Genomic DNA, 17,966 nt, shown 5'->3' on the forward strand with positions numbered 1-17,966 from the left:
TTGCCTTGTATTGATCACGACATGATCTTATTTGACTGGCATTGATAAAATGTTTGATATAATATTCATCAAAGTGAACTATTAGGGTTCGGCTGTGAAGAAGAAACTATTGCTGGCGACGTTCGTGCTGATGCACGTGGCTCAGGCGCGCGCTGGATTTCTGTACTTGGGGGGCGATACCGGCTTGCAGCCGCCGGCCGCGGCGTTGGCGGGCGGTGCCGAGGCCAAGACTCCGCCGCCTGCGCCGGTTGCCACGGCGGCATCGCCAGTCATGCCCGGAGCCGCGGCGGTGCCGCCAGTAGCGTCAGCAGCGCCGATGCCCGTGGCGACGGCAATGCCGCCCGCAATGGCGGCAACGGCAGCCGAGGGGCTGGCCGGGGCCGTTGGCAGCCGTGTCGTTTTGCGCTTGCGGCCCGGGGTGGGCAGGGTTTCCGCCGCGCTGCGCGATTTTGCCAAAACCAATGGCTGGGTTCTGGCTTGGGAGTTGGATCGTGATTTTCCGATCGACTACCCCGCGACTTTCAGCGGTTCTTTTCTCGATGTGATCGAGCAGGTGGCCAGGTCATTGCAGAACACCGATTCGCCGGTGCGGGTCAAGGTTTACGAGGCGAATAAAGTCATTCGCGTGCTTCAAGCCGCACGATGAGGGGATGTATGAGGAGAATGCTTGTTGTCGCGTGCGGCTCGGTGATGGTGGCCGGCTGCGGCACGCCGGGTCTGTTGCAAAGCATTGATGAGCGCATCGGGGACGTGCAGGACGCATCGCGCAAGGCGGGAGCGGAACTGGCGTATCCGACGGCGGGCCTGGTGGAGCGGAATGGCGGCGCTTGGCTCGCCCATCGTTCGGTAGTGATCGATGAGGCGGATGCATTGCCGGCCCGCTTTGATGAACCCGCCAGCTTCGCTTCCGGCCGGGCTTTGCCGTTGTCGCTGCTGCTGGAGCAGATCGCCAAGGAGCAAGGCATCGTCATCCGTCTGGCGCGGGATATTTTCAGCGCCGGGTCAGCCAAGCAGACCGGCCCGGCCCCGTCGGCGGCCGCGATGCCGGCGCTGCCGCCGGGCTTGGGAGCGGCGTTGCCGCCGCCTGCGGCGACTGGCGGCGATGGCGAGCCCAGGGCGCAGGTAAATTACAGCGGCAGCCTGCGCGGCTTGCTGGATGCCGTGGCCAACCGGACTGGCACCTATTGGATTTACCGCAACGGCTCGGTCAAATTCTCCCGCTTGCTTACCCGTACTTTTCAGATCAAGACCATGCCGGGCACCTCCAGCTATGCGGCCAAAGTGGGCAAGAGCTCGCAAAGCAGCACGGGAGGGAGTGGCTCCGCCGGAGGCTCCAGCTTGAATTTCGGCTCGGATTCATCGGTCAGCATGAATTCGGAAATGAAATACTGGGACCGGCTCAGCGATACGGTCAACAGCATGCTGTCGCCGCTTGGGCGGGCGGTGTCGTCCGAGATGACCAGCTCCATCACGGTAACCGATTCGGCCGACGTCATTGAGCGCGTGAGCCGCTACATTGACGGCGAAAACGCGGTGCTGGGGCGGCAGGTGAGCTTGTCGGTACAGGTGTTTTCAATCCGCCTGACCCGAGATTCGGCTGCGGGCATAGATTGGAATCTGGTGTACCAGGCCGCGCAAAGCGGTTGGGGCAGCTCGTTCCGGATGTCGGGCAATTCGGATACTGCTCAAGGCGTGTTCGGCATCACGATGGATTCAGGGCAGTTCAAGGGATCGCGGATCTTGCTGCAGGCGCTGAGCCAGCAAGGACGCGTCAGCACGGTGGTCAATACCAATGTCGTCACGCTCAATAATCAGCCGGCGCCGGTGGCGGTCACCAGCAACCGCGGCTATCTGGCCCGGGTGACCAGCACGCCCGGCACCAACGGTTCCGCGCCCAGCGTCGGGCTGGAGCCCGGCCTGATCTCGACCGGCTTCGTCATGAACTTGCTGCCGACCTTGCTGGACAACAGCAGCGTCATGTTGCAGGTGCAGATCGACCTGTCCGAGCTGATGGGGATCGACGAGGTCAAGTCCGGAGACAACCTGATCCAGACGCCGAATACCTCGTCGGTGCAGACAATGCAGCGCGCGGCGCTGAAGTCCGGGCAGACGCTGATCCTGAGCGGTTTCCGCCAAGCCAGGAACAACACGCGGCGCAAGGGCGTGATCGCGTACGAGGGGGGGACGAAGACCGCCTCGCAGAGCGATGAGGAAGTCATCGTGGTCATTTCGCCGCAATTGACCGAGGGCGTGTGAGGTGTCCCGGCTGCTGTTCGGCAATCTGGTCGTCGAGGTCCTGTGGGAGGCGCTGCTTGGGCTGAGCAAGGAAGCGGACGAGATCCGCGAACTATCCTCGCGCCGCGGAACCCGGCAGTTCCTGGTGTTGCGCAACCAGCTGGGGCCGCATGTGGCGGGCTTGGCCGACTTGCCCGGCAATGTGCGCAAAACGGCGTATTTCGCCTTGGCCGGCCTGCTGCGGGAGATGTCGGACGATGACAACATTCTCTTTCTGCATACCGACCCGGAGGATGCGGACAGCCTGATTTTCATCGCCATACACGAAGGCAAGCCGACGCATGACCGGGTGCTCTCCCGCGACGAGGCCATCGTCGCGGCCAGGCAGTTCATCCAGGAGGTCGGGACCGGCGTCACCATCCTGGGCGATGTGTCGGAAGGCTCGCTGGTGGCGACCAGGCTGCTCGATCTCGAGCATATCGTCAGCGCGCTGGCCGATGAAGACAAGGCGGCTTCGCGCTTCCTGCCCCTGCCCGGTGGCGGCCGTTGGGCGGTCGCGCTGTTGTTGCTGATGCTGGCTGGCATGGGCGGCGGCGCCTGGTGGTGGACGCAGGAACAGGAGCGCGAACGGCAAGCGAGTCTGGCGGCGCTGCAGGCGGCCAGCCCCGATCCTGCGGCGATCTACCGAGGCCAGATGGAAAAAGCCTGGCAGGGACTTCCGTTGCGGCATGGCCTGGGGTATGCGCGGGCGATGCAGGGCGTCATCCAGCAATTGCCGTTGCTGGCGGGGGGATGGCGGATCAGCCGCATGACGTGCCAGAACGGCGTTTGCGCGCTGACCTGGCTGCGCGGGATCGGCGGCACGTTTGAAACCCTGCTGGCGCAGCGCCGCAATGTCCGCTTCCAGGACATGAACACTGCTGAGGAGAGCCTGGATTTCGCTCCGCCGGCTGGCGCTGCGGCGATCGAGGCGATGGATGCCTCGCAGTTCTACCTGAAGGCCGGCGTGCGGATGCAGATGCTGGATGACTACGGCAAATCCTTCTCGGGCGAAAACCGGCTGCAGGTGGCATTGGACAGGATCGAGCCCCTGGTGCCGGTGCCGCCCGAGCTCAAGAGCCGGGCGGGCGAGGTTCGGCCGCTGGCCAAGGGAAGCTGGATGCTGCAAGGCCATCTGGCGTTTCTGGACTCTTTGCCGGGCCTGATGGAGAAGGCCAACAACATGACGATAGATCAACTCGCAGTGACGATAGATGACAAGAATCCGGCGTTTTCGGCCAAAGGGACGTTCTATGTCCGCTAATCCGCTGAAATGGCTGGCGGTCGCTTGGCTGGCGCTGGTTTTGCCCGCGGCGGCGGAAACGATAGACAGTTTCGCCAAAGGGGCGCTGTCGTCGAATGGCGGCATGCCGCCGTTGCCCGCCGGAGGGGCGGCGCTGGCATTGCCTGGGCCTGGGGGGGAGGCGGCGCAGCCGTTCGACCTGATGTTCATTCAGAGCCGAGGCAAGGTGCGCAAAGCTTACATCGTGGTGGGCGGCAAATACGGCAGGGCAGTCCAGGCCGGCGACATGTTGCAGGAATGGAAGATCGCGGCTGTCGGCGAAGACTATGTCGACATGTCGCGCCGCGGGAAGCGGACGCGCTTGTTGATGGATGCCGGAACGGCGATCTCGGAGCCGCGCTGAGCGCGGGAGGGAGAGGGTTTTGGAAATATGGAAATGGTTGACTGGAGCGCCGCGGCGGAACGAGGGGGCGGAGCGCCGATCGCGTGCCCGGGACGCGTCGAGTGGGGCGAGAGCCATGCCGGCGAGCCCGATCGCCCAACTCAGGCTGGAGGCCATCCGCCATCAGGGATGGCGGCACGAGAGCGAACTGGTACTGCCTGGCCATGAGAACGACGCGATGGTGCTGGTCGCGGCCAAGGCGAAGCAATACATCCTGCTGCTGGAGGACGCCGCTTATCGCCAGCTTCGGCACAGCGATCTGCTGCAGCGCTTCGACGCCGGGGTGCGCGGCCGGACCCGTTTCGCTTGTCTCGGCATCTTTGTCGGCAGCATGGAGGAAATCCTGCTGGTTCATTCCCAGTTGCAGCAGCATGGCATGGAGACCGGACTGCGGGGGGGAGACGCCAAGACCGGAGGCTATCGCAATTTCGACATGGTGATCGAGAAGGCGATCGATCTGCGCGCCACGGACATCCATTTCGAGTTTCGCGACAATGGCCTGGTCCAGGTGCGTTACCGCGTGCACGGCAAGTTGAGGGACAGCGACCCCAAGGACAAATTGCTGCGCGATTTCAACGCGATGATGGATGCGGTGTCCACCGCCTACAATTCCCGCGCCGACTCCAGCAGCCGCAGCCACAATCATTTCGATGAAAACAAGCATCAAAGCTGTTCCATCAGCCTGGCTATCCAGGGACGCAACTACCAGTTGCGTTTCCAGAGCATCCGGGAAAACCGAGGCGTCGACATTGTCCTGCGGATACTGCTGAACGAGGCGGTTGAGAAGGACATCATGAGCCTGGCAGAGCTGGGCTATTCGGCCGATCAGGTGGAAGCATTGGAGGACGCGGTGTTCCGCTCGCCCGGGCTGACCATCATCGCCGGCGAGACCGGCTCGGGCAAAACCACCACTTTGCGCACGCTGATGACTTATGAGCGCCATTCCGGCAAGAAGTTTTTCTCCATCGAGGATCCGGTGGAGTATATCCAGCCGCATGTGACGCAAATTCCCATCCAGCGCAAGGCTGAGGACAGCCGCAAGGACGGCAGCGAGACCGCGTTCGGCGCGGCCTCCAAGGTTTTGCTGCGCGGCGATCCGGACAAGGTGATGGGCGGCGAGATCCGCGACGTGGAAACCGGCTCGTTCGCCAAGGCCATGACCCAGACCGGCCATCAGGTGTTGTCCACCGTCCACGCCGCCAGCGCTTTCGGCATCATCCCGCGGCTGAGCGACGACGAGGTCGGCATGCCGATCCACGCGCTCGCGGCGCCGGACTTCCTGACCGCGTTGGTCTATCAAAAGCTGGTTCCCGTGCTGTGCCCGGCATGCAGCCAGCCGGCGGCAAGCTGCCTGGATGAGTCATATCTGCGCACCATCGCCGAGCTGGGCATCGATGTTGCGGCGGTGAGGGCGGAAGGGCCGGGATGCCCCGAGTGCCGGCATCTGGGCAGCATGGGGCAGACCGTGGTCGCCGAGGTGTGCGAAGTGACCGAGGAGATGTTGCCGCTGATCCGGGAAGGACGGTTCTGGGAGGCGGAGAAGCGCTGGCGCGCCCTGAGCAACGGCCGCCTGGACGATCCGACGATGCTGGGAAAGACCGCGATGGAGCATGCGCTCTACAAGATGTCGCTGGGTTTGCTGGACCCTCGCGATGTGGAGTCGGCGTTCCGCAAGCTCAAGAAGTACCGCCCGCTGACGCCGGCGGAGAAAACGGAATGCGCATGAGCCGGTTTCGTGGAGAGGGGCCGTGCGAGGCGAGGAGGGGCCAGTCATGCTGGATTTGCTGAAGCGGTTTTTCGGCATCGCTCCCGCGGATGAGTCGAAATACGCCGGCCTGGCCAAGGCGCGGCGGAAGTTTCTGAAACTGCGCGCCAAATTCTACGGCGATCTGGCCGATTCGATCGAGGACGGAGCCAATCCCTATGAGTTGTTTTCCCACAAATACGCGTTGGCGCGCGAGCGCGGCAATCCGATGGCGCCGTTATTCGCCTATTGGCGGCAACGGGCGGCCTCGATGAATTTGAGGGGAACCTGGGAGGGAACCGTTCCGGCTGACGATTTGATGGTGATCGGCTCCGGCGAGCGCGGCGATCTGCCGGAGGCGCTTCGCTTTTTGGCCAGGGTGGTGAAAATCAGGGAAGGCAACGCCAAGGCCATCAAGATGGCGGTGGCGTTGCCGATTTTCCTGCTGGTCCTGATGAGCGGGGTGCAGCTGGGAGTGGCCATCGGCATGATGCCCATCATGGAGCAGATCATGCCCGCCGAGCGTTTTCCTTTCATCGGCAAGGTGTTGTACTACCTGTCGGCGGCGATACGGGATTTCTGGTTTCTGATCTACGGGCTGCCGGTGTTGCTGGGCTTCGCCTATTTCTGGTCGCTGCCGCGCTGGACTGGCCCGCTGCGCAACCGGCTGGACCGCCACCTGCCGTATTCCGTATACCGCGATTTGAAGGCCAGCGAGTTTCTGGTGTCTCTTGCGGCGTTGTCGCAAGCCAATACCGCGGTGTTCGACGCGGTGATGCTGCTGGAGCGCGGCGCCACGCCATGGATGCGCTGGCATTTGGCGCGGATCCGGATTTCGCTTACCGCCAACCGCAGCATACTGAAGGCGATGGATACCGGTTTGTTTTCCGAGGAGATCTTCGACCGCTTGTCGGAGTATTCCGAGCGCAGCAATTTCGAGGATGGCATCCGCAAGATAGGGCTTGGCACGATCGAAGAGATCGCCGAGGCGATAGGCGAGCGCTCGGCCATCATGCGCAATGCGCTGGTGGTGATGGTGGGCGGGTTCATCCTGCTGACCATCGCCGGCATGATGATGACGGCGCTGGAGGCTGGCAATCAGATTCAACAAATGACCACTGGAGGGTGATTCATTCGGTCCAGGATATTAAATATTCGTTATCGTTGCTATTTTAATTAACTTTATGGAGACACTCATGCATGCATTGCCCATACAAACCATGGCTGCCAGGAGCGGCTCGCTCAAACGCCAGGCTGGCATAGACCTGATCCAGCTATCGGTCGCCGTCGGCATCATCGCTTTCATCCTGGCGGTGGGCTTTCTGGTGGTGCCGACGGTGATGACCAATATCAAGGTCAACTCGGAAACCTCCGACATCCAGCAATCGGTTTCCAATGCCCTGCGCGTGTTCGGCAGCGGCGCTGACAGCAGCGGCCTGACTACCGATGTGGCGGTCAGCCTCAAGCTGTCGCCGCCGGATCGCATCAGCGGCAAAAACATCCTGAACCGCTTTGGCGGCACGGTGGACTGGAGCCATGGCAGCGTTTTCGGCAACGAAGACGGCTTGACGATTACGTCGAAGGGCTACTCGGCGGAAGCCTGCGCCAAGCTGGTGCCGAATGTGCAGGCGTTGTTTGCCAGGATCAAGATCGGCGGCACTACGGTGAAGGACACCGCCAATGGCACGGCGCTGAGCGTGAGCTCTCTGGGCACCGCGTGCAATCCAGGCGGCGGCAAGACTGCTGATATCGAGTTCGCATTCACCAAATAACAGCGGCGCCCCGCCGGAAGCGGGGTGGCGGCGAGAGTATCCGGATACATGATGCAAGAGATGATTACCGACGTTCAGTTGCTCGTGCGCGACTGGCAGTCCTGCGTGCTGTTTCCCGGGCAGATCCGGCCGGCGGACGAGCACAGGGCCTTCCTGCAGGAAATGGCGGAAGCGGTTTTGGCCGAGCAGAGGCAGATGGAGCAGCGCTCGGGTTTCACCGTGGCCGTCGGCGGCGCGCGCTGGCGGGTGCAGCGCATGCAGCCATTTCGTTACGCCTGCCGCAAGGTGATGGGGCAGGCGCCCAAGCTGAACGAGCTGGGCCTGCTGGAATGCCATGTGCGGATGATGCAGTCCGACGAGTTGAAGAAGAGCGGCGGCTTGGTGCTGTTTTCCGGCTTGACCGGCTCCGGCAAGACCACCACCTTGAATGCGATGCTGGTGTCCCGGCTCGAGAAGTTCGGCGGCTTCGCCCAGACCGTGGAGGACCCGGTGGAGATCGTCATCGAGGGCTGGCATGGCGAGGGCTATTGCACGCAGATCGATGTGACGGATTGTCCCTCGGGGCAGGAAATCAGCTTCGATCACCGTTTCGCGGAGGCCATCACCACCTCGCTGCGCTCCTTCCCGGCGCGCGAGCGTTCGATACTGATGATAGGCGAGGTGCGCGATCCGCATAGCGCGGCCGAGTTGCTGCGGATCGCGGTGGACGGCCACCTGGTCTTGTCCACCATACACTCGCGCGACATTCCCACCGCGCTGAGCCGGCTGGCTTCGCTGGCGCGGGCCGGCGGCGAGATCCAGGCCGACAAATTCATCGCCGACTCCTTGCGCATGGTGTTTCACCAGCGCCTGGATAGCGGCATTCCGCAAGTGAGTTCGCTGGATGTGCGCGAGCGCAGGGATCTCTATCAGTTCCTGAGCAAAGGCGAGTACGCGCGCCTGGAGGGGGAGGTGGACATCCAGCGACGGATGAATGTTCAGAACAGGGGGAACTGATGCGCAGGAAGCAGACGGGGGAGTTGCTGATCAGCCTGGCGATCGCCGTGACCTTGATAGGCATGTGCCTGGCTTATCTGGGGGTGCGCCAAGTGAACGACTGGCGGGAAAGCCGCGGCCGGCAGCTTGGCGGCGCGCTGGCGGGATTGGCCAGAGGGGTGAACAGTTATGTCGTTGACTATCACCCCAAGATCGTAGAGGCCCTGTTTGCCTCCGGTCCGCCGATTCCGCTGGTGGACAAAGGCGTATTGGTCGCCAAGGATGTGTTGCGGCCCACGGTTCAGGAGATTGTCAAGTACGCCGGCATGGGCGGCTTTGGCGACAAGCCGCCGGGTACGGATGGCAATTACCAGATCGTGTTGAAGAAGGGTAGCCAATGCGCGGATGCGGCGACTTGCAATATCGACGCGCTGACCTATGTCGATCAGCCGTTGATTTTGCCGTACCCGTCGGTGGCGGACAGGATCGACTATGTGGCCGCGGCAGCCGCCGTGCAGACGATAGGGGCCAACGGCGGGATGTCGATGCTGCAGAGCAAGCAGTTTCTGACGTTTCCGGATAATCATGGGCAGAAGGCACTGCAGATGGATAATCCCGAACCGAAGAAGCAGGGTGGCATCGTCGCCGTGCGCGGCGGTTATTTGCGTTCGGACATGGACCAGTTTTTGCGGCGCGACGGCAGCCGGCCGATGACGGGCAATCTGGACATGGGGGGCGGCAACATAGGCGCAGCCAAGGACATCGCGGGGACGGGCTCGCTGACGATGGATGGGAATGCGATTGCTGCCGGCAGCATGTTGGCCTTCCAGAACATCACCGCAGGAGCGGATTTGTCCGCCGGCGGCAACCTGACGGTGGAGAAGCAGGCGACGATGAAGGGCGAGCTCATCGCCAAGGAGCGGCTGACCGCCAATAAATACCTGCAATTGGGGGGCGACTCCAGGGCGGTGATCGGGGCGGATTGCTCGCCGAACGGCTTGGTGGGGCGCGATGAGGATGGCTTGATCCTGTCATGCCAGAGACTGAAGTGGGCGCCAGGCGGTTTTTCGCAAACCAAGCCCGCGGTGGCGGAGGTTGAAACTTGCGGCAAGCAATCGATGCGTCCGCCCAAGGGGGACAGGGGCAATGCGTCGATCGCCTATTGCGAGGAAGGGGCCCGATTGGTGGCGGGGGGCTACTACCTGACTGGCTGGCCCAATCAGGCAGACGAACATCTATATGAGAAGTACACCCTCGCGCCGGAGGAAAGCGCGCCGTTGGCCTTTTACACCATAGCGCGGGACGAATATCCGCAGGGCTTCAAGTCCCGCAACGACGAACGTCCGTTGCCGCGCGACAAGTTGAATCGCGAGGGCTGGTATGTCTGGACCGGGGGGGCGGAGTCAGGCTGCTGGAAAGCCGTGGCCATGTGCACCAAATAAACATGGCCAGGGCGCGGCAACCGGCTGCGCCCTGCATCCTTTTGCGCGTTCCAGATCGGCGGCCGCGCTTGATCGCATCCTGCTTTAGAGCTTGTTTTCTGCCCATATTCCAGTTTTCGCGCGCTCGCGCGGCTTCGCCCAGGCCGAGGCCTTCATTCCCGTCTTTGCCGCCCGATGGCGCATCTTATGAGCAAATATGATAGCTGCGCCCTGGTTCGCCGTGTAATTGACGCCGGGCGCGTGGCGTCGGTCGCATCTTTCCGGTTGAACGCGCGTCTGAACGGCGGCTCCCGCGGCGCGGCGCGGCTTTCATCGCGGGCGATGGGCGCCGCGCGGATGCGCCGCGCTGACGGGCTCGCAGGCGGTGTGGTTGCGGGGAGGGCGAGCCATGCCATTATCCAGGATGAATGCGCATTAAAATACCGGGTCGGCGCGCTTGCGCGGCAATGCGATGTTTGGTGTTCTGCGAGCAACGGCAAGGGCGGAATCGCATGGAAAATCACCGTTCTAGATGAGCGTTATTTAGCGTTTTTTTAATAAAAAGTTGTGTTAAAGTATGTATCTTAATAAATTATTAATTGGATTTGGCATTGCCTTTGACATGCTTTTTCGTATTGAGGCTTGCGGGGTGTATTGATTGAGCGTTTCGGCGGCGGTTTCCCGATAGGGCGTGAAGACGGCTTTAGGTGATTGGATCGGGGCGACGAATTGGAAGTGGGTGCGAACATGGGTTTGGCGGATGATGATGCGTGTTGTTTTGTCTGGCATATGCTCTGGTGTGTTGGCTGAGACTTCCTTGGATAGGGCTGGAAGGGTTGATAGAGGTTTGGTATGAAAAAAATTCAAGCGGTGCTGAAGGACATTGCGCAAAAATCCCTGCTGCTGGCTAGCTTGATCGATGAGGCGATTCGGGTCGGCGCGCTGACCCAGGAGCGGGCCAATGATCTTGTTCAAGGATTGAGCGTCAGGGGGCAGCTGGCCAATAGTTTGGAAACCATGCTGTATTGGACTGCCGATGATATCGGTGATCCAGCCGTGATTGAGGAGTTTCAGGAACTTGCAGTCTGTACTCGCGACTATTTGTACTGGGTGGAAGATGCGGTTTGCCAAATCAGGGCTACGTTGCGGAATGCCGTCGACTGCATTGAACGATAAAAGCATCCCGCGTTTATGCGCTTGAGGTCTGCGGCGGCGTCGGTGGATTTCGACTGAAGCGGTCGTTTGTAGGCGGTGATAGTGAGCGGGCGGAAAGCTGCGGTTTTCTTAATGCTTGTTGGTCGGATAGTCGCAGTCATTCCTTACCTTTCCTGTAGACTTCGTTCCCCTGATGATACTAAATCAATATTATTGTTTTTTTTTGATTGAACATGACATGGCAGGCGGGCTGCCATTGTGGCTACTACCCTGGAGCGGGTTGGGTTTCTTCATGCCAGACGATTGTCCGACAAAGGTGATTTCTGTTTCTAGCGGGGTTGTGGAGTGGGTTCAGGCATGCCTGCTCAAAATGCCGATAAACCGGGTGTGGAGGAGGCTCATGTATGAGCGGCATAGCCGTCAGCGTTCGTGGAAATGAATTTTTGTGACCTTGTGGTACACTCTAGTAGTAATGAAACTAAAAGAAACTGTAACCTCCGGGCTGCGCCAAGAGGCAGGGTCACTCATGGTAACTGAGTGAGGGGAAAAGACATGTACGATGACGGACGCGTATTTTTGGTTGCGGGTTATTGGGCAAAACTTAAGAAAGCGTTCTCGGCGGCTTCGGTGTATGTCATTGCGGACACTGCGACCGTCGCATCCAGTTTGGCAAAGCGTTGCATGCCGCAGTTTCAGCCGGCGGGTGTGATGAGTCTGGCCGAAGTGCGTCGATATGTAAATTACATGAATCGGATCGCGGTCGGCGACGAGGCTTGCCTGACGCAGGAGGGCGTGGCGTTTGGCGATGATCGCCATTTGCCTGCGGAGCGGGTTTTTGTTGTTGTCGGTTTTTCCAAGACTCATGCGCCGGACCGAAATCCCGTGGTCAATTTCGTGGTTGCGCGCAGCGACGCCGAAGCGGCGGTTCTGCAGCAGGGCGCGATGCCTAGTCTTTCCGTTTCTGGCGTGGTGGATCTGGCCAGATTGACGGAGTTGTTGTATCGAATGGAGCGAGTCGCAACTGGAGAGGTGCCGGCGCTAAAAGAGCATGGTGTCATTCGGTAATGATCGGGTCTATCGCAAAAAGGTGTGACAGATGTCTACGGTGAACATCCCGGTGTATGAACGTCAACTTGCGGCGGTGTTGCCGGAGGAATTGCAGGCTTGCTACTTCAGGGGCGAGGTGCCTGAGTCAATGCGGCAACGGTTTGACGAGTGGAAAGCCAGCGCTTTTCTTGATGGAGCGCCGCCGGCTTCGATGACGGAAAGCAATGTCGCGAAGTTTTTCCTGAGGGCCGAGGCGCTTGGGGAGCGGGATGCGTTGGGCGCTGTGGCTTTATCCGTGCTGTTTCCGATGAGCAATGCGCCGATCACGGCGCTGGACGCTGCCGCGGTAAGGCGCGCGGCCGTCGCCGGCCACGCGCAGTTGGCGCGAGAGCTGGTGGATATGGCGATCCATCCTGCCGACGTCGCGCCGGCCAATCGTCAGCCGCAGGTCGCCGATCGCCGCGATGCCGAGCGGGCTCAACTCGGGGCGGCAAATGTCGACCGCAATTTGCTGGACTTTTTTCAGATGCGAGGCAATGCCAAGTACCGCAAGGACTTGATGATCAATGTCGCGCTGGAGGAGGCGCACGGCGCAAAGGGTCTTGCAGAGCGGGTGGAGCGGCGGATAGGCGTGCTGTCTGAGCCGGAGCGGGGATGGGTGAGGCGTTTGCTGGATGGAGAGTCTCCGGTCGAAGTCATGAAGGATGCGCGCCGCGCGAAAGCGCCCTAGCTCCGCGCGGCTGTTTTCCCTGGGAATGGCCCTGGCGGGCCGTCCGCCGGGGATATGCGGCAGTTGGCCGCTAACCCTGTCCCAGGGCCGTCTTCAGATACCAGGCGGCGATCTCGTTTCCCCAGAACAGCGCTACCGCGGCCGCGCCGATGAGGTGAGGGCCAAATGGTTGCGGCGCATGGCTGTCAATCTTTCTCAGCGCGATCAGCGCGCCGCCTGTCAGCGCGCTGCTGATTGCTCCCAGTCCGACGATCAGCGGCAGTTGTTGCCATCCCAGCCAGGTGCCCAAGCCTGCGACCAACTTGAAGTCTCCGGCCCCGAGTCCGTCCAGTCCCGTGCTCCAGCGGAATAGGGCGGCGATCGTCCACATCAATGAATATCCCGCTATTGCCCCGACCACGGCATCTTGCAGCGGGGCGAATGCGTGGAAAATATTGGCTATCAAGCCCAGCCATAGCAGCGCCTGGGTCAGCGAGTCGGGCAGCAGCTTGGCATCCAGGTCGATCAGCGCCAGCGCGGACAGCAGAAATAAAAAGACCAGCCAGGCCGCGGCGATGGGATGGGGGCCTAAACGCCAGCCTACGCAGCAGAAAGCGAGTCCGACGCCCAGCTCGATCAGCGGGTAGCGCAAGCTGATTCTGGCGGCGCAGCGGGCGCAGCGTCCGCGAAGCAGCAGATAGCCGAGAAGCGGGATCAGCTGCCATCCGGCCAGCGAGGCATGGCAAGCGGGGCAGTGTGAGCGCGGGCGCGATAGCGTAAGCGTTTCGAGTGGAGGCGCCGGCTGATTCGTGGCCTCCGCGCACTCGCGCCTCCAGGCGGACTCCATCATTTTGGGGAGCCGGTATACCAGTACATTCAGGAAACTTCCAAGCAGCAAGCCCAGGATCAGCAGGACGACGGCGAACTGAATGCCGAGCGTGGCGTTCTGGCTGAGCCAGGCGAATAGCGCTGTCAGCGCGATGCTCGCGCTTCCGATGAGAAGCGCGCTTTTCCGGTCGATCATATGCTCTTGGCTTTCTTTTCATCGAAGCGTGTCTGAAGGGGAGGAAATATGTGGATTTTGAAATCCCTTCAACATTAAGTTTGATTTAGTACCTACTTCAATATAACATATTTATCGCATTGACCTATATGACGAGGTATCGGAATGAGTGGAATGCATGATTTTGGCGATGCGGAAAGTCTGGCCTTGGATAGGGAAGGGCCTGGTTTCGCCGATGAACGCGCGATGGCGCGCGATGCATGGCGGCAGCCCCCGCCGCTCCAGGATTTCGGGATGGAAGAAAAGCCCGGGAGTGCGCTGACGGAGGAAAGACCGAAACGCGATCTCCGACGCGTGGCGGCGTTGGCGCTGATCGCCTGGCTGGCGCTCATTCTGCTGGGCATGCTGTTATGGCAGAAGTTTGTGAGCCCGCAGCCTATCGCCGAACCGTTGATCTCTGCTTCGAGGCAAACAGGCCCGCCGACGATGCCGGCGCCGAGGCGGATTGCGGCAAAGGCCGGCGGTGCGTCTGAGGCTGGCGGACGGACTGCGCTGCCGGCGCTTGACGCGCGGACTCCAGCCTCCGGTCCGCTTCCCGCGCGGCAATCCGCAACGCAGCCGAACGCTCCGGCATCCGCGCCTGCGTCGCGGCCAGACTCCCCGGTCGTGAGCGCGAAGCCCATGCCGGCAGGAGAAACGTTGGAGGCGAAAGTCGCGAGGCTGGAGCTGGAGGTGAAAGAACTGGCAGCCCGCAGCCGGCCGGCAAGCCCGCGCAAGGCCGCCATCGGCGGGCATGGGCAGAAGGCGCGCGATGTGAGCGTGCTGGGCATGTCCTCCACATCGGTATGGGTGACGCAGCCGGATGGCCGCGCCGCGGAATTACAGGTGGGCGATCGCTTCAGAAATGGCGAAGTGATCCAGCGCATAGACCAGCAAGCGCAGGTGATCGAAACCGATCATGGCCGCTACAAGGTCAACCTCTAGCCGGCGGCGCAGGCCAGATGACGGCAGCGCCCTGGGGCGCGCATATGAAAGGATTAAGTCATGCGCAAGTTTTTCGCGAAAATGCTGCTGGGCAGCGACGCGCTCAGCAAGCTCGATTCCATCGAGCAGTCGGAAGCCCTGCAGGAGGTGGCGGGCAGCCAGCCTGACGAAACGATCAGCGACACGCTCAAGGGCAGTTCGCCCACCATCACGCGCGAGCAGATCCGTTCTTTGATCGAGATCGACATGGAGATCCATGGCGATATTTTCATTGGCCGGGGCGTCAAGGTTTCCGGACGGATTATCGGCAGCCTGATTCCCAATGGGGCGGTCAAGGAGTGCGATCCTATCGTCATCGTCAGCCAGGGGGGAGATATCAATGGCGATCTGCATGCCCGAGTCGTGGTCGTGGCCGGCAATCTGGACGGAGATATCTATGCCGATCACGTGCTGTTGATGCCGACTGCCCAGGTCTGCGGCACGGTCAACTACCGCCATACCCTGCGCCAGGATATAGGCTCGGCCTTGTCCGGCATGGTAAGGCGAGTCGAGCACATCGCCATGCTGGATCATCCGCCGCATCCTTGCGATATGGGCAGGAGCGCGTTGCCGGGCGACGAAGAGGCATCGGCCACAGGCATCCCGGTGCTGACAGTGGAGCGCGAAGCGGCTGTCGCGCAGGTTTCGGCGACGGTATCGCCATTGGCCGCGACGCAGAATACGGCGGAGATTGAAAAGCTGTATCGCGGGCTGGATGTCGAACGCGAAAGCTCGGCGAACCTGCGTTCCTTGGCTGTCGGCGCCTGACAGGCGCCGGGCTTGCGTTTCGCTTGGATGGTTGGAACCGGGAGTTTGGATGGAAGAGCAAGGCTTTCCCCGGCGGGTGCCGGCGGATGCGTTGTCGGCAGCGGAAGCCGGCAGGCTGGGCTTGAATGCGCCTCTGCCGCCGGAAGCGAGCGACGAGGAGGAAGATGCCCGGTGGGCTTGCCAGCCGTTTCTGAAGCTGGCGATAGAGCGCTTGTGCATCATGTTGTTGCTGGCAGAGGATCATGAGGTCGCATTTTCCCCTTTGGGCGGAGATGGGCTGGCGGCTATCCGGGCGATGGCGGCGTCGGCCGCGGATCCGGTATTCGCCCAGGCTGCCGCGGACTATCTGGGAGGCTTGGCTACGCTGGCTTCGATGATGGGGCGCGGCGAGGCTGGACTGCATCAGTCGATCAGCGGCTTGTATCTGTAGGAGGAGAATTCATGAGTCTGCAGCGAAGCGGGCGGCGCGATTATTTCAGCGAGGTCTCGGTCAGAGTCTCCAGACACCTGGAAGCGATGCGGCTTGGCACTGGGGCTGCGCCGGCTGGGCTGGCCTGCCATTTCAATCCGTTGTCGGGAACGGTTTATCAAGGCATTAACCATTTATTGTTGAACGCCGCCTTGCCGGCGGGCAGCGCCGATCCCCGCTGGCTGACGTGGAAGCAGATAGATGGCTTGCGGCAACGATTTGCCGACATCCGCCTGGTCAACGGCGCGCAGGCTGCCCTGGTCGTGTTCGCTCTGCCGGTCATGAGGGCGGGGGGCATGCCGGGGGATGACGCCGTATACGCATTGAAGGGTTGCTCGCTATTCAATGCCGCCCAAATCATCGGTTTGCCTCCGCTGGCGGTTTCGTCGGACATGGATCTGGCGGCAGGGGGCGGCAACCGTCGCTTGACTGAGCTTGCGTTGAGCGATTTGGGTTGGACGGATGGGCCGAATGTTTTTCCGGCCCTTGCCCGGCATTGCTTGGAGGACGCCGCCTTGGATGAGGGGGCGGTGTTGCTGTCGCGGGTCGCCTCGAGCATGCTGAGCTGGTTGCCCGGTTTGGCCGAGGCTGCGCCGATGGCGCGAATCTCCGGCCATGACGGGGCTGAAGGGCCGCTGGCCATCTTCCGAGCGGCGCATGCGGTGGAAAGAGTGAGAGCCTGGCTTGGTCGGCACTCTCCGGCTGTTTCGGCGTTCGAGCGGGCGGGCAACGAGTTTATGAAGGCGAATCTGCTGGCCGATCCCTCGTTGGAGGCGCGGAAGCTTGCGCTGGCGGCGGAAGCGGCCCGGTTTGCGGCGCGGCGCGGCGCCTTATGGATGGAGGTATCCATGCTGGCCATCGCGGAGTCGACGCAGCTGACGGCGAGCCATTTCGGCAGCCAGGAACTCTTGCCCGAAACCGAAGCGGAGCTGTACGGCCGTTTTCAGGACTGGGCGCGGCGCTCCATTCAGGCGGGAGCCTATGATGGCTTGTCTGTTACCGCGCGCGAGCTGTTCGGCTGGTTTCTGGCGGAGGAGGAAGGCATGGCGAGGGATCTGCTGAGGCTGGATGACAGCCGGCGGAGGCGGCGGCGCGCGGCTTCGGCCATCGATATGGCGATGCCGGGCCTCGCCGCCGCAGGCTAGGAGACGCTGACAAAAATCCCGACGCTGCGTTGCGCCGATTTGTCGCAAGATTCATGCGCGCCTGCGCCCTTGGCCTTGAGTCAGTCCTTCCGCTCGGAGGGCGCGGGGCTTGGAAAAGACTTTGAGCCGCTTCCAAGAGTGGCGTGATTTCCAGCCACTATCGGTAAAACTCCGGCGTTTCTCTACGCCGGTCGCCGCTGCGGTTCCTCGGCTGGATTTCTCCCGGCGCTCTCCCGGCGCGTCGCGGCAGCATGCGGGGCGGCCAGCCTGCCGTACGCAGCCTGGCCGACTCTCCGCGTTACCAGTCGCTGAACTCCGGCGGCGTGCCATCCGATAGCAGGACCTCCTGCATCCACTGGTTCACTTGTGATTGCAGATTGCTGACTCCCAGCATGGCCCCGGTCAGCGGCTGGTAAAGAGGCGATGCGTCGCCTACCTCGTTCTGGAGGTGCTTGAGCACAGCTTTTTGCTGGGCCAGGGTGGCAAATGCGCGGGCGTTTCCTTGAGGCGATTTGAAGTCGCGCAGCTGCTGCGCGATGGCGGCGATATAGGCCTTGCGGTCCGCCAGCGAGTCCGATGCCGGCGTGGGCAGCTGTTTCAATGCCGCCAGCAAGGCTTGCGCCTGCGCGGCGTCTCCGGGCGCGAGGGCATGCTCCTGGGCGGCATCGGTCTGTTGGGCCTGGGCGGCCCGCAGATATAGCGGAACGATGGAGTCCGCGGCGCTCGAGCCGAGCGTTTGCGCGTCGGGAATCCGGTTTGTCGGGGTCGTGATCATG

Annotated in this window: 19 protein-coding genes; 17 read left to right on the forward strand and 2 right to left on the reverse strand. The window is 61.8% G+C overall.

Annotation, left to right across the window (positions count from 1 at the left end; all coding sequences use genetic code 11):
* Positions 1–94: 94 nt before the first annotated feature.
* The 13 genes from BKX93_RS22860 (at position 95) to BKX93_RS22915 (ending at position 12,803) form a co-directional block, all read left to right on the forward strand.
* Positions 95–646, forward strand: a complete 552-nt coding sequence (locus tag BKX93_RS22860; protein ID WP_070981530.1) for a toxin co-regulated pilus biosynthesis Q family protein — start codon at positions 95–97, stop codon at positions 644–646.
* Positions 647–663: 17 nt separating this feature from the next.
* On the forward strand, positions 664–2,256 hold the full coding sequence (gene pilN, locus BKX93_RS22865; protein WP_186009463.1) for a PilN family type IVB pilus formation outer membrane protein: 1,593 nt from the start codon (positions 664–666) through the stop codon (positions 2,254–2,256).
* Between the two features lies 1 nt (position 2,257).
* Entirely contained in the window at positions 2,258–3,538 is a 1,281-nt protein-coding gene (gene pilO2, locus BKX93_RS22870; protein WP_070981531.1) for a type 4b pilus protein PilO2, read from the forward strand.
* Positions 3,528–3,920 (forward strand): hypothetical protein, encoded by a 393-nt coding sequence (locus BKX93_RS22875; protein WP_046167965.1) that lies wholly within the window; start codon positions 3,528–3,530, stop codon positions 3,918–3,920. Before pilO2 ends, BKX93_RS22875 begins: the two co-directional genes overlap by 11 nt.
* Before the next feature lie 115 nt (positions 3,921–4,035).
* Complete coding sequence (locus tag BKX93_RS22880; RefSeq protein WP_046167964.1) at positions 4,036–5,685, forward strand: GspE/PulE family protein; 1,650 nt, start codon at positions 4,036–4,038, stop codon at positions 5,683–5,685.
* 46 nt (positions 5,686–5,731) lie between these two features.
* Positions 5,732–6,832, forward strand: a complete 1,101-nt coding sequence (locus BKX93_RS22885; protein WP_046167963.1) for a type II secretion system F family protein — start codon at positions 5,732–5,734, stop codon at positions 6,830–6,832.
* 67 nt (positions 6,833–6,899) lie between these two features.
* Positions 6,900–7,475 (forward strand): type 4 pilus major pilin, encoded by a 576-nt coding sequence (locus BKX93_RS22890; protein WP_046167962.1) that lies wholly within the window; start codon positions 6,900–6,902, stop codon positions 7,473–7,475.
* A gap of 60 nt (positions 7,476–7,535) precedes the next feature.
* A complete protein-coding gene (locus BKX93_RS22895; RefSeq protein ID WP_186009464.1) occupies positions 7,536–8,471 on the forward strand; it encodes an ATPase, T2SS/T4P/T4SS family in 936 nt (311 codons plus the stop codon).
* A complete protein-coding gene (gene pilV / locus BKX93_RS22900; protein ID WP_046167961.1) occupies positions 8,471–9,892 on the forward strand; it encodes a shufflon system plasmid conjugative transfer pilus tip adhesin PilV in 1,422 nt (473 codons plus the stop codon). Before BKX93_RS22895 ends, pilV begins: the two co-directional genes overlap by 1 nt.
* A 186-nt stretch (positions 9,893–10,078) precedes the next feature.
* Positions 10,079–10,429 carry a hypothetical protein gene (locus tag BKX93_RS24975; protein WP_145929376.1) on the forward strand — a complete coding sequence of 117 codons (351 nt, stop codon included), beginning with the start codon at positions 10,079–10,081 and terminating at the stop codon, positions 10,427–10,429.
* Positions 10,430–10,723: 294 nt separating this feature from the next.
* Positions 10,724–11,047 (forward strand): hypothetical protein, encoded by a 324-nt coding sequence (locus BKX93_RS22905; protein ID WP_046167960.1) that lies wholly within the window; start codon positions 10,724–10,726, stop codon positions 11,045–11,047.
* 531 nt (positions 11,048–11,578) lie between these two features.
* Positions 11,579–12,091: a hypothetical protein gene (locus tag BKX93_RS22910; RefSeq protein ID WP_046167959.1), complete on the forward strand. Its 513-nt coding sequence runs from the start codon at positions 11,579–11,581 to the stop codon at positions 12,089–12,091.
* Between the two features lie 31 nt (positions 12,092–12,122).
* Positions 12,123–12,803 carry a hypothetical protein gene (locus BKX93_RS22915; protein ID WP_046167958.1) on the forward strand — a complete coding sequence of 227 codons (681 nt, stop codon included), beginning with the start codon at positions 12,123–12,125 and terminating at the stop codon, positions 12,801–12,803.
* A gap of 70 nt (positions 12,804–12,873) precedes the next feature.
* Here the strand turns inward: BKX93_RS22915 and BKX93_RS22920 are convergent, their stop codons facing one another.
* Entirely contained in the window at positions 12,874–13,806 is a 933-nt protein-coding gene (locus BKX93_RS22920) for a prepilin peptidase (RefSeq protein WP_083340648.1), read from the reverse strand.
* A 153-nt stretch (positions 13,807–13,959) separates the two neighbouring features.
* Here BKX93_RS22920 and BKX93_RS24980 point away from each other — a divergent pair, with 153 nt between their 5' ends.
* The 4 genes from BKX93_RS24980 to BKX93_RS22940 are packed head-to-tail and all read left to right on the forward strand — an operon-like array spanning position 13,960 to position 17,190.
* Positions 13,960–14,769, forward strand: coding sequence for a hypothetical protein (locus tag BKX93_RS24980; RefSeq protein ID WP_145929377.1), 810 nt, complete (start codon positions 13,960–13,962; stop codon positions 14,767–14,769).
* 60 nt (positions 14,770–14,829) lie between these two features.
* Complete coding sequence (locus BKX93_RS22930; protein WP_046167956.1) at positions 14,830–15,576, forward strand: bactofilin family protein; 747 nt, start codon at positions 14,830–14,832, stop codon at positions 15,574–15,576.
* A 49-nt stretch (positions 15,577–15,625) separates the two neighbouring features.
* Complete coding sequence (locus BKX93_RS22935) at positions 15,626–16,006, forward strand: hypothetical protein (protein ID WP_046167955.1); 381 nt, start codon at positions 15,626–15,628, stop codon at positions 16,004–16,006.
* An 11-nt stretch (positions 16,007–16,017) separates the two neighbouring features.
* Positions 16,018–17,190 (forward strand): ArdC-like ssDNA-binding domain-containing protein, encoded by a 1,173-nt coding sequence (locus tag BKX93_RS22940; RefSeq protein ID WP_070981533.1) that lies wholly within the window; start codon positions 16,018–16,020, stop codon positions 17,188–17,190.
* Positions 17,191–17,488: 298 nt separating this feature from the next.
* Here BKX93_RS22940 and BKX93_RS22945 read toward each other — a convergent pair whose 3' ends face one another.
* Positions 17,489–17,965, reverse strand: a complete 477-nt coding sequence (locus BKX93_RS22945) for a hypothetical protein (protein ID WP_070981535.1) — start codon at positions 17,963–17,965, stop codon at positions 17,489–17,491.
* Position 17,966 lies beyond the last annotated feature (1 nt).

Origin of the sequence: Chromobacterium vaccinii, assembly GCF_001855275.1 — a bacterium.
In the GTDB taxonomy this organism is placed as follows: domain Bacteria; phylum Pseudomonadota; class Gammaproteobacteria; order Burkholderiales; family Chromobacteriaceae; genus Chromobacterium; species Chromobacterium vaccinii.

What these genes read in the sequence shown, in the direction of transcription:
- BKX93_RS22930 (WP_046167956.1), top strand. Translation starts at nt 14,830, where the DNA reads ATGCGCAAGTTTTTCGCGAAAATGCTGCTGGGCAGCGACGCGCTCAGC.
- BKX93_RS22875 (WP_046167965.1), top strand. Translation starts at nt 3,528, where the DNA reads ATGTCCGCTAATCCGCTGAAATGGCTGGCGGTCGCTTGGCTGGCGCTG.
- BKX93_RS22895 (WP_186009464.1), top strand. Translation starts at nt 7,536, where the DNA reads ATGATTACCGACGTTCAGTTGCTCGTGCGCGACTGGCAGTCCTGCGTG.
- BKX93_RS22885 (WP_046167963.1), top strand. Translation starts at nt 5,732, where the DNA reads ATGCTGGATTTGCTGAAGCGGTTTTTCGGCATCGCTCCCGCGGATGAG.
- BKX93_RS22935 (WP_046167955.1), top strand. Translation starts at nt 15,626, where the DNA reads ATGGAAGAGCAAGGCTTTCCCCGGCGGGTGCCGGCGGATGCGTTGTCG.
- BKX93_RS24975 (WP_145929376.1), top strand. Translation starts at nt 10,079, where the DNA reads ATGAGCAAATATGATAGCTGCGCCCTGGTTCGCCGTGTAATTGACGCC.
- BKX93_RS22905 (WP_046167960.1), top strand. Translation starts at nt 10,724, where the DNA reads ATGAAAAAAATTCAAGCGGTGCTGAAGGACATTGCGCAAAAATCCCTG.
- BKX93_RS22880 (WP_046167964.1), top strand. Translation starts at nt 4,036, where the DNA reads ATGCCGGCGAGCCCGATCGCCCAACTCAGGCTGGAGGCCATCCGCCAT.
- BKX93_RS22940 (WP_070981533.1), top strand. Translation starts at nt 16,018, where the DNA reads ATGAGTCTGCAGCGAAGCGGGCGGCGCGATTATTTCAGCGAGGTCTCG.
- pilN (WP_186009463.1), top strand. Translation starts at nt 664, where the DNA reads ATGCTTGTTGTCGCGTGCGGCTCGGTGATGGTGGCCGGCTGCGGCACG.
- BKX93_RS22945 (WP_070981535.1), bottom strand. Translation starts at nt 17,965, where the DNA reads ATGATCACGACCCCGACAAACCGGATTCCCGACGCGCAAACGCTCGGC.
- BKX93_RS22920 (WP_083340648.1), bottom strand. Translation starts at nt 13,806, where the DNA reads ATGATCGACCGGAAAAGCGCGCTTCTCATCGGAAGCGCGAGCATCGCG.
- BKX93_RS22890 (WP_046167962.1), top strand. Translation starts at nt 6,900, where the DNA reads ATGCATGCATTGCCCATACAAACCATGGCTGCCAGGAGCGGCTCGCTC.
- pilV (WP_046167961.1), top strand. Translation starts at nt 8,471, where the DNA reads ATGCGCAGGAAGCAGACGGGGGAGTTGCTGATCAGCCTGGCGATCGCC.
- BKX93_RS24980 (WP_145929377.1), top strand. Translation starts at nt 13,960, where the DNA reads ATGCATGATTTTGGCGATGCGGAAAGTCTGGCCTTGGATAGGGAAGGG.
- BKX93_RS22915 (WP_046167958.1), top strand. Translation starts at nt 12,123, where the DNA reads ATGTCTACGGTGAACATCCCGGTGTATGAACGTCAACTTGCGGCGGTG.
- BKX93_RS22910 (WP_046167959.1), top strand. Translation starts at nt 11,579, where the DNA reads ATGTACGATGACGGACGCGTATTTTTGGTTGCGGGTTATTGGGCAAAA.